Below are 13,003 nucleotides of genomic sequence, written 5' to 3'. Positions count from 1 at the left end.
CGGCTGAAGTGTTACTCAGTCCTCAATCTTAGTCATAAGGATAAAGGATATAAGTTAATGTCAATTAAAACTGTGTTCAAGTTGACCACAATCAAGACTTAACAGCATAAATTGTAGATAGCATCAACTACTAGTCTTTTCCATATAAGTATATGAGCCAAACTTTATTCCATCTTGCTTTCCCTGTGACGGACATTGCTCAAACAAAAGCATATTACGTGGATGGCTTGGGTTGCATTCCTGGCCGTGAAAACCATCACGCCCTGATTCTCAATCTCTACGGCCATCAACTAGTAGCTCACGTCACCAAAGAACCTTTGACACCGCAACACACTATCTATCCTAGACACTTTGGGCTAATTTTTACCCAAGAACGTGACTGGCAAGACTTACTAGAAAGAGCACAACAGCAACAACTACTTTTCCGCGAAGAAACCAAAAATCGCTTTGTTGGTTCTCCTCTTGAGCATCGCACTTTCTTTTTAGAAGATCCCTTTTATAACCTAATGGAGTTCAAGTATTATCGTCACCCAGAGGCGATTTTTGGGAGTTACGAACATACACAAATTGGGGATAGGACTTAAAAAATTAAAAATTAAAAATTAAAAATTAAAAAATGCAAGGGTAACAACCATCCTGGCTACTGAGTGGATTTTTTCTTCAGTAACGGTAGCTTAATAGGCTTTGCTAGAGCTGCTGTTACTACTGCTAAACTCCTGGGGTCTGTTAGCATCCAAGAGTGTAGAGCAACTGGTACTATGACTTCGCTTCCTACGGGCATTTGTGAACTACTCGCTGGGACAATCATCAAATCATAAGGTGTCCAGATAGATGTAAAATCTAGCTGCCCCAATATTAGAGCATCAGAATTTAAATCCTTGAGAAAAATGCTGTCGGGGCGCATTTGTACGCAACCAGGACGCCAGGAACCGTAAGCAACCACAGTTCCATGATGGGGTGAAGCGATGGTGATAAACCGCTGAACGCGCTTAATTCCTCCCAATCGCTGGACATAGTAACGGCTGACAATTCCTCCCATGCTGAAGCCTACTAAATCTAGGCGTTGTTCTGATGCAAATGTAGCTGTAACATAATTGGCTAACTGCTTTGCCAACTCATCAAGACCCACTTCACCATTATTGGGAACCAGATTCAAGCTATATACAGACCAACCCTGTTGTATGAGGTATGCCCTCATTTTATGGAAAACTGCCTCTGTGTCGTCAATTCCATGTACTAATAACACGGGATTGCGCTGCTGATTTTCAGTGTTCATCTACAAAATCCGGCTGAATTAAGTCTGTAGAAAATGTAACTGAGTACCGCCGCTATCTGTCAACAGGCTATGACACTCCTCGCGCTGGTTGAAAGTGAAAGTAAACTGCTTGCTTCAATTCAATAAGTATTTAGCACGCAAATAAATGTTAATTTTTGTAAAGCTTGCTTTCAGAATCTTGCTCTTAGTTACAGTAAAATTTAATAATTAGTTCTCGGTGTATACAGGTCGCAAGTGCTTGCAAAAAAACATTTGCCCTATAGTTTTACTACAATGTTGATTAAGCACAAGCCTATAAGGGTTGTCACCAAGACGGGGTGACGCAAAGTAGAAAATGTAACATTTTGTCGTAATTTTTAACAATTACGGTCGAGTTCCAACTATAACAGGCAGGAGTAATTGTAATGGATTTTATCAAAAAGTTAATTTCAGGTATTCTGGGTTTCATTACCGGACTGTTACCAGGCAAGAAGAAAAGCAATGGCTACTTCTTAGAATTGGACGAAGCCAAAGATGCTGCTAAAGATGCTGCTCAAGAAGTAGCATCGAACGTAAAGAAAGTAGCAGAGACCGTTGCATCGAATGTTAAGAAAGTAACGGCAACAGAAACACCAGAAGCACCAGAAGCATCCAAGCCAGCTTCATTGAACGGAACAAAAACCGCCGCAGCTAAGGGTAAGGAAAAACCAGCAGCTAAGGAGAAGGATAAATCAGCTAAAAATCCCAAACCAGCTGATGTTACGCTTGTCCAGACTGCTGAGGGTCTTAAAATTGAACCTGGCAAAAAGGCAAAAGCCGCAGCAGCCAAAGTCCTCAAAGAGGAGCCAAAAGAAACTACCTTTGCGCCTAAATATCTCGCTCCTTCGGCTACTAGCTCTAATGGCCGTCGCCGTCCAGGGGCAAATATGAGCGCTTACCTAGACATGGCACGTCAGGTTAAAACCCCTGGTTAAGTCACAGAGACACAAAACTTTGTGTCATTATAGTACAGATCGATTAAGTGTGAATACGCAAGATTAAGACAAGTTTACCAGTTGTAGATGGGGAAACTCTCCAAAGTAGGAGCGATCGCTTAATTTTCTCCACTACAACTGCATCTTTTAAAGTCGAGGCTTCTTCATCCAACATTATCCCTGCTACCCGACCTTTGTTGACAGTGAACTCAAAAACGATTTCACCACTAAAGCCTGAAGGCAAGTTTAGTTGTTGAAGGTGTTGGGTTAGGTCAGCAATTTCTGTTTCATCCAAGCCAGTGACGCTGATTACTTCTAACTGATGGTTGATGGCTGCATCTGGTATTTCATCTTGTTCCATCTCTTTAAAATTAAAGCTAAAAGAGATATCGACTTCTTTAGCTACTGGGGTTTGTGGCGATCGCCTTTTTGTCAGAAATTCTGGAACATCTGCTGAGGCTGGTGCTGCTGCCTTTAAGGTTGAGATTTGACTGGCAAAAATACCAACAGGAACACCGCCAAGATAACTAACTGCTTCAGGCATTTCCACTGGCACTTGCATAGATACATATTCGCTTCCTGGTTCAACCCGCACATCATCGCTGACAGCCACAAAAGCGGTGTATTGAGAAAGTAGTTGATAAGTTAAGGCTGTTTCTGTAACTGCTTCTACACCAGCTTTAGTTTCAAAACTCACCATTTGATTCATCAAAGATTTGATGCAAGCACGTCCCCATAACTGCGCTACAGCAAGATTTCCTGTTTCCTCAAATATGAGGTTAAACGTTTTTTCATACTGCTTACCACCCGTAGCAATGCCGGATATTTGTAGATTACCGCCGGCTCTATCCTGTTTGCGTCCAAATAAAACTAATGGTTGTTCGCTGAATAAATCAGGCGCTATTGCTGGGTAAATAACAGGCGATTCTGTGTCACCTTGCCAAGAGATTTGAATATTCGTGAGTACAGGATTGTTAATTTGCCTGTAAAACTTTTCGGCAACTTCTTCTGTGGGTTCATCATGACGAATAATTTGGGATATTCCCCGACCAATTTCGGCGATGCGATTTAGTAAAAAACGGTTGACTGAACTACCAGCACCAAAACTATAAAGGCGATTTTCCACTTGGAGATGCTGTTGTACCTCTGCCAAAATCTCATTTTCATTGCCGATGTAGCCATCAGTTAGAAGTACAACGCTGCGTAATCTTCCGGTTGGTGTGGGGAAATTTATGGCTGTACGAATGCCACTGAGCATTTCTGTACTGCCAGCAGCTTGTAAATTGTTAATATAAGCGATCGCTTGGGCACGATTTTCTAGTGTATTCGGCAGAGGTGTTGGCGATAACTGCCTGACTCTATCGGAAAAATCGATAATTGTGAAAGTATCGTTGGGATTCAACCCATTAATAAATCGCCGCATCAATTCTTGGCACTTTTGCAACGGATCGCCAGATTGTGAACCGGAGGTATCCACCAAAAATACGACATCTTTGGGGACAATTTCATCAGTGGAATATTCCAAAGCTGGAATCAGATATATTGCAAAATGTCCGCCGCGATCGTCGGCTTGAGTTAATACTGTAGATTGAGTTTCTTCACCAGAAACTTGATAGCGGAGAATTAAATCTTTGTTGGGAATTGTATCTTCTCCCGCTAATTGAATCCGCACAATTTGACCTGAGTGTTCAATTTTTAATTGATGGGAAGGAGAACGCACTTCAGAAATAGGCAAACCCGCATCAATTTCGACTGTGACATTAATATTGTGACGCGAACGCGTTCCTTCTAAGACTACAGGCGATGTAATGCGAGAAGCATCAGGAACTTGGTCTGTATCACCGCTATTATCTATCGGCGTTCCCGGAATATATCTTGGCCCCACCACCATCGGGAAAACAAATTCGTAGTTTCCCGCCTCAAATTTTAAACTTTCGGTATAACGAATTGTGACATCAATCTGTTCGCCAGGTTTGATGTTAGCGAGAGATTGGGTAAAAATGTTGTCTCGTTCCTGTTCTAGAAGTCCGGCGGTGCGTCCTTCTTGTTTTGCCTTTTCGTAGATAGCTATAGCTTCTTCACGTTTTTTAATATTACCTTTGATCGTGCGTACACCGGAGGGGTTGCCGAAGGCATCGCCTATTTTGATTTCCATGTCATCCACCGCCGCCTCATCGGGTAACGGAAAGATATAGACTGCTTCTAAAGGCTGCGTGAAAGGATTTTCAAAGCTTTGAATGACCTCAACTCGTGACAAGTTACCTGCAATTTTTGCTAGAACTTCCGTATGCTTGAGCGGAAAAACTAGCTGCTCTCCTTCAGAGGATTGGACATACAAACCCCCTAAATGTTGGTTTTTAGGACTTACTGTATTCATAGATTTGATATAACACTCCGATTTTATTTATGAACTTAGTTCTTCAGGTAGGTAATACGAATTACGGACTACAAATTATTTAACAAACACAAGTCCACTATATAAATGAAAAGCTGAATCCCAATTAGTCTGTTCCCTACGAAACAAATCGATGTGAGACTTGATATGACTCAGCATTTCTGTTTGATCTAATGTTGTATCTGCAAAGGGTGTGAAATCTGACCAAATTTTGACTTGAGGCAGTTGCTGGTCAATCCAACTTGATAAACTATTCCAATTAATTCTGATTGTATTTTGGCTAGCTTGAGGAATGATTTCTAAACCTTGCTGGAATTCATAGCCGTTATCATAAAGTCGGAGAATGGAACGTCTACCAGGTAGGTGTAAATCACAAAACTGGGCATAGTCTTGTGTTTGAGTTTTTTTCCGTTCTGGTTTGCCGCGAACGTAGCGATCTACGACTTCCTCAAAAATGGGCAACAATCCCACAACCCTTGCTGTGACTTCTGACCAGTCAAAGGTAAGAGAACCGAGTTGATTTGCCTGATTGCGGCAAACAACAGTAGCTTGTGGGGTAGATGCTTGGAAATGTTTGACTTGATAAACTTGAATTTGCTGAATTTGCGCTATTGTTGCCCAAAAGCAAGGAATGCCAGCCTGCTGTAGCTGTTTGCCATAAAATTCTAGTTCTCCCACTTGGCCAGTGCGGTACAACCTCCAGCCACGACTTGGCAGTACCAGGCGTGCAGTGTAGGGGTCTAGCTGCATAATCTGGGCAAATTTTCGAGATGCTTCTGTTTTTATCTCGGTGCTGAGAGGCTCTAAGACTAGTACGCCAAGTTCGGTGTTATTTGGTTGGGCTGTTGCTTGGGAAATGGCTCTTTGTCTTTCTTCTAGCTCCATCTCTTGTAGCCGTAGCAAACCTTGACGTGCGAGCGCCACTATTTTAGTATTTCTTGTATCTCGCAGCAGTTGTCGATAAATTTTTTCTGCATCTTCATGCTTTTTAGATACTTCATGTAGCCGACCGAGATAATATTGTACCCAAGGATTTTCGGGCGATTCCGTTAACAGCTGTTTGAGTAATTTGGCAGCTGTTTGATAGTCTTTATGCTCAAAGGCGATCGCAACTTGCTCAATCATCACTTACTTTAAATACACGCTGGAGTGATGTCTCGCGCAAAAGTTATTTTGCGTGAGCTATAAATCATTTATACTTCACAAGCTGCGGTAATCAAGGATAATGCTACTACTGGGGCTGTAACTGCTCTCAAGATACGGCGACCAAGGGAAACAGGCTGAAATCCAGCTAACTTTGCATTCTCAATTTCTTGTGTTGTCCATCCCCCTTCTGGGCCAGTGGCAATGACAATCTCCTCAGAGATGCTACTCAGCACCTTGTTTAAATGAGGATACTCACCACGGGCCTCACAAATGTAACGGTGACTTGCCTGATTAACGGTGACGGCAGTGTTAAAAGTAACAGCCTCTAAAATTGTCGGTACAAACGATCGCTCTGATTGTTCGGCGGCTTCCGCAGCGATACGCCGCCAGCGTTCGAGCTTTTGAGGACTAGGATGAAGCAAAGTGCGATCGCTCAATACTGGTGCAATACAAGTTACTCCCAACTCTGTACAACACCGTACTACTTCATCAAATCCATTGCCTTTGGGCAACGCCACCATCAGCGTAATTGATACAGGTAATTCTGTTTCTACCAAAAGCGCTTCTAAAACCTGTGCTTGTTCCCCTGCTAGCTGTGATAACCACCATTTTCCCTTACCATCCATTGCAATAAAGCGATCGCCTTCACGCAAGCGCAACACACGCCCTAAATAATGCTGTTGTTCTTTGGTGAGCAAAATTTGCCCTTGTTGTAATTGGGAGGGTGCGATCGCAATTCTTTGCAGTTGAGACATTTTTCTTAATAAATTATTGCCCTGCTGTAGACATCTGTTGTCTAACCCAGGTACGGAAAGCACGAGTTGCTGCTATTTGTCCAAGTTTCTTGCTTTCTTGGATAAATCGGGGAATCTCTGTTACCAGCACAGGCGCAAAAGTTGGACTGCGATCGCTTTGCGAGTATTGTCCACTGTTAAGGGCGTAAATTCTCAAGACATTTCCGTTATACCGCCAGAATTCTGGGACTCCCATTGAAGCATAAAGGCTTAACTTGTCTATCTTGGGTCTGGAATATTCCACTTCCAGTACTATGTCTGGTGGTGGATCTGTATTTAGGTCAATATTTTCTTTGTTGCGGACTAACAATTCATTTTGGATATAGTAACTACTGTCCGGCTCGCCTCCTTGCTCCAAGTCATCCCGCGTCATAGTCAACGAGCCAGCGCTTTTAACTTCTAAACCAAATTCTTCACACAGCACAAGAACAAAACCTTCGATGAGACGGTTTGAATTCTCGTGCGGCATTAGCGGAGTCATAATTTCTACTATTCCGTTGTCATAAGCTAGCCTTTTATTTCGCTCACATCCCATATCTGCCAGCATAGCTTTGAATGTCTGCCAGCTAATGTTTTGCAGCACATCCCTAGTTTCTGCAAATTTTGCTGTTGTTACCATAGTTCAGTCTTCCTGTGGATGTGTTACCTAACTGTATTAGGATTTACGCGAGAAAGACACAGATGGATTTATCTGTGTCTCTCATTGATTTTATTATCTTCAATTTTTCGGCTTACGAAAGATTCTGGAAGTAAACCTCTAGCGCTTCAGTAACTAACTGAGTCATCGGCTTACCTTGGCTTTCTGCTACTTCCTTCAACTTGCTATAAACCTCTTCTTTCAAATTTACCCGATGGCGTGATTTGCTTGCACCATTGGCTGTTTGGGGATCGTAGGTGGCAGCAAATTCGCGGATCGCATCAAAACCAACGCGATCGCAAAAATCACCGAAGCTTTCTTTCGATTTCCGAGATTTCTTAAAGTAAACAAAAATCGGTTCTAAGAAGGTTTCCAAGTCATTATGGTGCAGCTTTTCTATGTAAGGTTGTGCCAGTCGAGTCTGATTTGGCGAACCCCCTAACCATAGTTGGTAAGATTCTGGAGCGCTACCGACAAAGGCCAATTCTGCTAAGTAGGGACGAGCGCAGCCATTGGGACATCCTGTCATCCTTACCACAAAATGTTCTTTTTGTAAACCTACTTTATCTAAAAGGGCGCGAACCCGCTCCAAAATGCCTGGTATTGCCCGTTCTGATTCTGTGATTGCCAAGCCGCAAGTAGGCAAAGCCGGACAAGCCATTGCATACCGCACTAAAGGTTCGATTTTACTAGGGTCGTCTACGATACCGTGACGGCTGAGAATGTCTTGAATAGCTTGCTTGCTATCTGGTTCGATATCGTAAAAAATCAGGTTGTGGTTGGCTGTCAGACGGATGGACAAGTTGAACTGTTTAACAATTTCCCGCAAAGCGGTTTTCAGTTGAAACGAACCTTCATCTTTGATTCGACCATTGTCAATGGAAATTCCTAAAAATAGCTTGCCATCCCCTTGTTCATTCCAGCCGAGGAAGTCGTAATATTTAAACTCTGGCAGTGGTTTGAACGCTTCGACTGATTTACCAAAATATTCTTCAACTTGAGTGCGGAATTTATCTACACCCCAATCGTTAATTAAATATTTTAATCTGGCATGACGACGGTCGGTGCGATCGCCATAATCTCTCTGGGTAGCAACAATCGCTTTCACGATGTCGTAAACGTCATCCTTCGCCACATAACCAATGGGGTCTGCTAACCTAGCGAAAGTTTCTTCTTTACCGTGGGTTCTACCTAAACCACCACCAGCAAAAATATTAAATCCTTCTAATTGCTTCTTCTTATTGGTAATCACTACCAACGTCAGGTCTTGGGAATACAAATCAATCGAATTATCCCCTGGCACCGTCACGCAAATTTTAAACTTGCGGGGCATATAGTACGTGCCATAAATCGGTTCTTCGTTGTCATGGATAATTGTCCCATTCCCATTGCGCTGTCGGGCTGCCTTCACCTCTGGGTCTTCTTCAGCACTAATTGCCTTTTCCCCATCTAACCAAATTTCGTAATAAGCACCTGTTTGCGCTGTCAGCAAGTCAGCAATATTCTGGGCATACTCCCAAGCATACTGGTACTCTGGGCGATTCTTAAATGGGGCTGGTGGTGCCATCACGTTGCGGTTGATGTCGCCACAAGCTCCCAAAGTCGAACCCAGGTTCTTGACAATCGTGGCAATTGCTGATTTGATATTCTTCTTTAAAATTCCGTGCAGTTGGAAACCTTGACGGGTAGTTGCTCGTAACGTGTGGTTGCCATACTCATCAGCTATTTTATCTAAAGCCAGATACAGCTGCGGCGGTACTAAACCACCCGGATTTTTTGTCCGCAGCATAAACTGGTAATCTTTTTCCTGTCCCTTGGTGCGGTTATCGCGGTTATCCTGCTGATAAGAACCGTGAAACTTCAAAAGCTGCACTGCATTTTCGGTAAAATGGGTAGTGTCTTGAAGGATCTCAGTTGCTATAGGTTCGCGCAAAAAATTACTATTTTCCTTGATTCCTTCTACTTTGGAAGGCTTACGGGTTGCGATGGGGGAAGGAGCAGATTTAACCATTAGACTTGTATAGTATTCTCAATAAAGCATTAGTAGACGCCGAATCAGCACCCTTCGGCTACTTGATCCCCGGTAATCCGGCCGGAATAATGAGGAATGATTTAATTTTACCACGGCAAAAGCCGGCTTTGTCAGTGATGTAACACTTAACAAAACCAGCTTTTTGGAATAGTGAGTTTTGTGTGCTGAGTCCTGAGTACTTAAGTAAAGTATAGAGTGACTCAGGACTCAATAATTTTTTATTTGAACCGATAGCCTAAACCACCATTGATGCTAACAGCAGGAGTATCGCTATTTTGGTAAGCACCAATTCCTACTTTGGCATTAGTGTAGACGAGGAAATTGTTAGCAACTTCCGATTCAACACCAGCACCTACCACTACTGAATCTTTGTTACCTATAGGAGTTGGCGAGCCATCTTTCTCTACAAAAGAATAACCACCAGTTAAATAGGCATTAGTTCTATTAGCGATGGGCACATCCACAGAAAGTTCTGGGATAATGGCACTTGTCTTATCACTCCAGAGGACATTACCGCGTGCAGAAAATGGTGTAGTTCCTAATTTCACACGACCTGTAACATTACCACCAAATGTGGCATCATCGTTGATACCTTGTCCGCCGCTGGTAACGCCAGCTGCAACACCAGCACCAACATAGCTAGCATCAGTACCCTTTTTAGTTTCAGCATCAGCTTGACCAGCTGATAGGAAAAAAGGAGCAACTATTAAGGAAGACAATGCAGAAATTGTCATGAAAGACTTGAGTAAGCTCTTCATATTTTTTACCAAATTTTGTATTTTTTACTTGTATATTCCTAGTCGCAAATTGTATGAGAATGTTCCAAATTTTTCCCAGATTTTATTAAATGAATGTTGCTATTGATGCATAGCGCTTAGAGGCAAGCTATCCCTGAGAATAATAAATAAGCTGTTATAATTACATTCAATGTCTTTTCATCTGGGGTCTTTGTTCCAAAAATAGACGCTTTGAAAACTGGCACAATATTTGGAACTAAAACTAAGTCGGTATATGGTAAATAAAATACCCGACTAACAATTTTTTGCCGAGCTTTTCACAGAGGATGAAAAGTAGGCTGTAGCATCTGTTGCAACAAGCTATAGAGGGAATCTATAAAGTTAATTTTGAGCAATTCTTGTGGAGATTGAATAATGCCAACCGCTGCAAAAACGTTGTCTGGTTTGATGGGTTTATGTGTCGGTGATGCGTTGGGTGTGCCGGTGGAGTTTACTAGCCGTGCTGAACGAGTGAAATCTCCAGTGACAACGATGTTGGGTTATGGCACATGGAATCAACCACCAGGAACTTGGTCAGATGATAGTTCCTTAAGCTTTTGCTTGGCAGAGTGCCTTTGCAGGGGGTATTCGTTGGATGCTATAGCCAATTCCTTCTGGCGCTGGTACAAGGAGGCTTACTGGACTCCCCGTGGCGATGTCTTTGATATTGGTCAAACTACCCACACAGCAATTATGCGCCTGAAACAGGGAGTTGTTCCCCATCAGGCGGGTGGGAAGGTTGAAAATAGTAATGGCAATGGTTCGTTGATGAGAATCTTGCCGATGGCTTATTGTCACAGAAACTTGACTTTAGGCGAATTGCTGGCGCGGGTGCATGATGTTTCGGCGATTACTCATGCTCATGCGCGATCGCAAATGGCCTGCGGCATTTATATTAGTATTGCAGTGGCACTCTTGGAAGGGGCTGACCCCCAAACAGCTTATTTACAAGGATTGCAAGATATCCAAACAATTTATTCTGTGCGAGAATTTTTGTTAGAGAAGCGGCATTTTGGCAGAATTTTTAGTGGTGAGATTGCCAAGATACCAGTGGAAGAGATTAATTCTGGTGGCTATGTGATTGATACCTTGGAGTCATCCCTGTGGTGTTTATTAAATAGCTCGTCTTATTCTGAAGCAGTACTGAAAGCTGTCAACTTAGGTGGAGATAGCGATACTACCGCCGCCGTCACCGGTGGGTTAGCGGGAATTTACTATGGCGTAGAAAATATTCCCAAACAATGGATGAACCAAATTGCTCGTAGACAGGACATTATCTACTTGGCAGAGCGTTTTGCAAGGGCTGTTTACAGTTAATTTGGAGTTAAAAATTATACCAAGCGTTTCAACAGCGGCTTTTCGCAAGTAAAATCAGTGGTAGAAAAGTTTCATGCTGGTTGAACAATGCTAACCGCTGCAAAAACGTTGTCTGGTTTGATGGGTTTATGTGTTGGTGATGCGTTGGGCGTGCCAGTGGAGTTCACCAGCCGCGCTGAACGGGTAAAATCTCCAGTCACATCGATGCTGGGTTATGGAACTTGGGATGTTCCTGCTGGTACGTGGTCAGATGACAGTTCGCTGACCTTTTGTTTAACAGAATGTCTTTGTGAGGGATTTTCACTGGATGCGATTGCTAATTCTTTCTGGCGTTGGTATCACGAAAATTACTGGACTGCTCAAGGTGAAGTATTTGATATCGGTAACACCACATTTTTAGCAATTGTCAACTGGAAACAAGGAACTCCACCCCTGAAAGCAGGTGGTACTAGTGAAAATAGTAATGGCAATGGTTCTCTGATGAGAATCTTGCCGATGGCTTATTGTCACAAAAGTTTAACTCTGGATGAATTGATTGCGCGGGTACATCAAGTTTCTTCCATTACCCACGCTCATCTCCGTTCTCAAATGGCCTGCGGTATTTATATTAGTATTGCAGTGGCGCTCTTGGAAGGGGCTGACCCCCAAACAGCTTATTTACAAGGATTGCAAGACATCCAAACAATTTATTCTGTCCAAGAATTTTTGTTAGAGAAGCCGCATTTTAGCAGAGTTTTCAGTGGTGAGATTGCCAAATTACCAGTAGAAGAGATTAATTCTGGCGGCTATGTGATTGATACCTTAGAATCATCCCTGTGGTGCTTGTTAAATAGCTCGTCTTATTCTGAAGCGGTGTTAAAAGCTGTCAACTTAGGCGGAGATACCGATACTACTGCTGCTGTCACCGGTGGGTTAGCGGGAATTTACTACGGGGTGGAAAATATTCCTCAACAATGGATGAACCAGATTGCTCGTAAGCAGGACATTATTAACTTGGCAGAGCGTTTTGCAAGGGCTGTTTACAGCTAGTGGTCTGTCCCATTAATTTTGAGGGATAAGAGAACGAACCGCGAAGACGCGAAGTACGCGAAGGAAGAAGGAAAGAAGAGAAATTGAAGAATTTATCTACTTGTCAGAATTAATGAGACAGAGCACTTGTAGGTTATCGCAAAAGTTTTGATAGGTGAATCAGTTTTTTAAATTTTTCTTTTTTATCTTTTAACTTCGCGCTCTTTGCGTACTTTGCGGTTCGTTCTCTTAATCTTTTAAATTTAATGGGTCAGACTACTAGTTTATAATTTTAAGTTCTACAAAGAGTGAGAAGTTCTGATTTTCATAACTCCTCACTCTTTACTTTTAACTTGCTGAGAAATCCACTGCAAATAGGCTTGAGAACCGGCAACAATTGGTAAAGCAATAATTTCTGGCACTTCATAGGAGTGCAATTCCTTAATTTTGGCCTCCATTGCCGGAAATTGTGCCAAATCAGTTTTAATCACTAATTGCCATTCCTGCTCTTTATGCAGTTCTCCTTGCCAGGTGTAAATTGAGTGGATTGGTAACAGACTCACACAAGCAGCGAGTTTCGCTTCCACAAGAGCATTAGCAATTGCTTCTGCCTCCTGCATGTTGCTAGCTGTTACCAATACCACACCATAGCCAGCAGGTGTCTCCATG

Annotated in this window: 12 protein-coding genes; 4 read left to right on the top strand and 8 right to left on the bottom strand. The window is 42.6% G+C overall.

The window, feature by feature from the left end:
* The first annotated feature begins 152 nt into the window (after positions 1-152).
* Entirely contained in the window at positions 153-584 is a 432-nt protein-coding gene (locus V7L01_RS28220; RefSeq protein ID WP_334782703.1) for a VOC family protein, read from the top strand.
* Between the two features lie 56 nt (positions 585-640).
* On the opposite strand, the gene V7L01_RS28215 is transcribed toward V7L01_RS28220, so the two are convergent.
* Positions 641-1,276 carry an esterase/lipase family protein gene (locus V7L01_RS28215; RefSeq protein WP_335040711.1) on the bottom strand — a complete coding sequence of 212 codons (636 nt, stop codon included), beginning with the start codon at positions 1,274-1,276 and terminating at the stop codon, positions 641-643.
* Between the two features lie 404 nt (positions 1,277-1,680).
* Here V7L01_RS28215 and V7L01_RS28210 point away from each other — a divergent pair, with 404 nt between their 5' ends.
* Positions 1,681-2,229, top strand: a complete 549-nt coding sequence (locus V7L01_RS28210) for a hypothetical protein (RefSeq protein ID WP_335040709.1) — start codon at positions 1,681-1,683, stop codon at positions 2,227-2,229.
* Positions 2,230-2,272: 43 nt separating this feature from the next.
* On the opposite strand, the gene V7L01_RS28205 is transcribed toward V7L01_RS28210, so the two are convergent.
* The 6 genes from V7L01_RS28205 to V7L01_RS28180 form a co-directional block, all read right to left on the bottom strand.
* Positions 2,273-4,606, bottom strand: coding sequence for an after-VIT domain-containing protein (locus V7L01_RS28205; RefSeq protein WP_335040706.1), 2,334 nt, complete (start codon positions 4,604-4,606; stop codon positions 2,273-2,275).
* Between the two features lie 75 nt (positions 4,607-4,681).
* Positions 4,682-5,749: a tetratricopeptide repeat protein gene (locus tag V7L01_RS28200; protein WP_335040704.1), complete on the bottom strand. Its 1,068-nt coding sequence runs from the start codon at positions 5,747-5,749 to the stop codon at positions 4,682-4,684.
* Positions 5,750-5,817: 68 nt separating this feature from the next.
* Entirely contained in the window at positions 5,818-6,525 is a 708-nt protein-coding gene (locus V7L01_RS28195; RefSeq protein ID WP_335040702.1) for a 16S rRNA (uracil(1498)-N(3))-methyltransferase, read from the bottom strand.
* Positions 6,526-6,538: 13 nt separating this feature from the next.
* Entirely contained in the window at positions 6,539-7,183 is a 645-nt protein-coding gene (locus tag V7L01_RS28190; RefSeq protein ID WP_335040700.1) for a Uma2 family endonuclease, read from the bottom strand.
* 112 nt (positions 7,184-7,295) lie between these two features.
* Positions 7,296-9,212, bottom strand: coding sequence for a sulfite reductase, ferredoxin dependent (sir, locus tag V7L01_RS28185; protein WP_335040698.1), 1,917 nt, complete (start codon positions 9,210-9,212; stop codon positions 7,296-7,298).
* A gap of 239 nt (positions 9,213-9,451) precedes the next feature.
* Positions 9,452-9,991: a hypothetical protein gene (locus V7L01_RS28180; protein ID WP_335040696.1), complete on the bottom strand. Its 540-nt coding sequence runs from the start codon at positions 9,989-9,991 to the stop codon at positions 9,452-9,454.
* A 393-nt stretch (positions 9,992-10,384) separates the two neighbouring features.
* Here V7L01_RS28180 and V7L01_RS28175 point away from each other — a divergent pair, with 393 nt between their 5' ends.
* Complete coding sequence (locus tag V7L01_RS28175; RefSeq protein WP_335040694.1) at positions 10,385-11,326, top strand: ADP-ribosylglycohydrolase family protein; 942 nt, start codon at positions 10,385-10,387, stop codon at positions 11,324-11,326.
* Positions 11,327-11,413: 87 nt separating this feature from the next.
* Positions 11,414-12,355 (top strand): ADP-ribosylglycohydrolase family protein, encoded by a 942-nt coding sequence (locus V7L01_RS28170; RefSeq protein WP_335040692.1) that lies wholly within the window; start codon positions 11,414-11,416, stop codon positions 12,353-12,355.
* A 314-nt stretch (positions 12,356-12,669) separates the two neighbouring features.
* Here the strand turns inward: V7L01_RS28170 and cutA are convergent, their stop codons facing one another.
* Positions 12,670-13,002, bottom strand: a complete 333-nt coding sequence (cutA, locus tag V7L01_RS28165) for a divalent-cation tolerance protein CutA (RefSeq protein WP_335040691.1) — start codon at positions 13,000-13,002, stop codon at positions 12,670-12,672.
* Position 13,003: the final 1 nt, after the last annotated feature.

The organism is Nostoc sp. (assembly GCF_036917095.1).
In the GTDB taxonomy this organism is placed as follows: Bacteria; Cyanobacteriota; Cyanobacteriia; order Cyanobacteriales; family Nostocaceae; genus Nostoc.
Note: the sequence above shows the minus strand (reverse complement) of the source record. Positions and strands in the feature narration are given on the sequence as shown.

What these genes read in the sequence shown, in the direction of transcription:
- cutA (WP_335040691.1), bottom strand. Translation starts at nt 13,002, where the DNA reads ATGGAGACACCTGCTGGCTATGGTGTGGTATTGGTAACAGCTAGCAAC.
- V7L01_RS28200 (WP_335040704.1), bottom strand. Translation starts at nt 5,749, where the DNA reads ATGATTGAGCAAGTTGCGATCGCCTTTGAGCATAAAGACTATCAAACA.
- V7L01_RS28220 (WP_334782703.1), top strand. Translation starts at nt 153, where the DNA reads ATGAGCCAAACTTTATTCCATCTTGCTTTCCCTGTGACGGACATTGCT.
- sir (WP_335040698.1), bottom strand. Translation starts at nt 9,212, where the DNA reads ATGGTTAAATCTGCTCCTTCCCCCATCGCAACCCGTAAGCCTTCCAAA.
- V7L01_RS28175 (WP_335040694.1), top strand. Translation starts at nt 10,385, where the DNA reads ATGCCAACCGCTGCAAAAACGTTGTCTGGTTTGATGGGTTTATGTGTC.
- V7L01_RS28210 (WP_335040709.1), top strand. Translation starts at nt 1,681, where the DNA reads ATGGATTTTATCAAAAAGTTAATTTCAGGTATTCTGGGTTTCATTACC.
- V7L01_RS28170 (WP_335040692.1), top strand. Translation starts at nt 11,414, where the DNA reads ATGCTAACCGCTGCAAAAACGTTGTCTGGTTTGATGGGTTTATGTGTT.
- V7L01_RS28195 (WP_335040702.1), bottom strand. Translation starts at nt 6,525, where the DNA reads ATGTCTCAACTGCAAAGAATTGCGATCGCACCCTCCCAATTACAACAA.
- V7L01_RS28180 (WP_335040696.1), bottom strand. Translation starts at nt 9,991, where the DNA reads ATGAAGAGCTTACTCAAGTCTTTCATGACAATTTCTGCATTGTCTTCC.
- V7L01_RS28190 (WP_335040700.1), bottom strand. Translation starts at nt 7,183, where the DNA reads ATGGTAACAACAGCAAAATTTGCAGAAACTAGGGATGTGCTGCAAAAC.
- V7L01_RS28205 (WP_335040706.1), bottom strand. Translation starts at nt 4,606, where the DNA reads ATGAATACAGTAAGTCCTAAAAACCAACATTTAGGGGGTTTGTATGTC.
- V7L01_RS28215 (WP_335040711.1), bottom strand. Translation starts at nt 1,276, where the DNA reads ATGAACACTGAAAATCAGCAGCGCAATCCCGTGTTATTAGTACATGGA.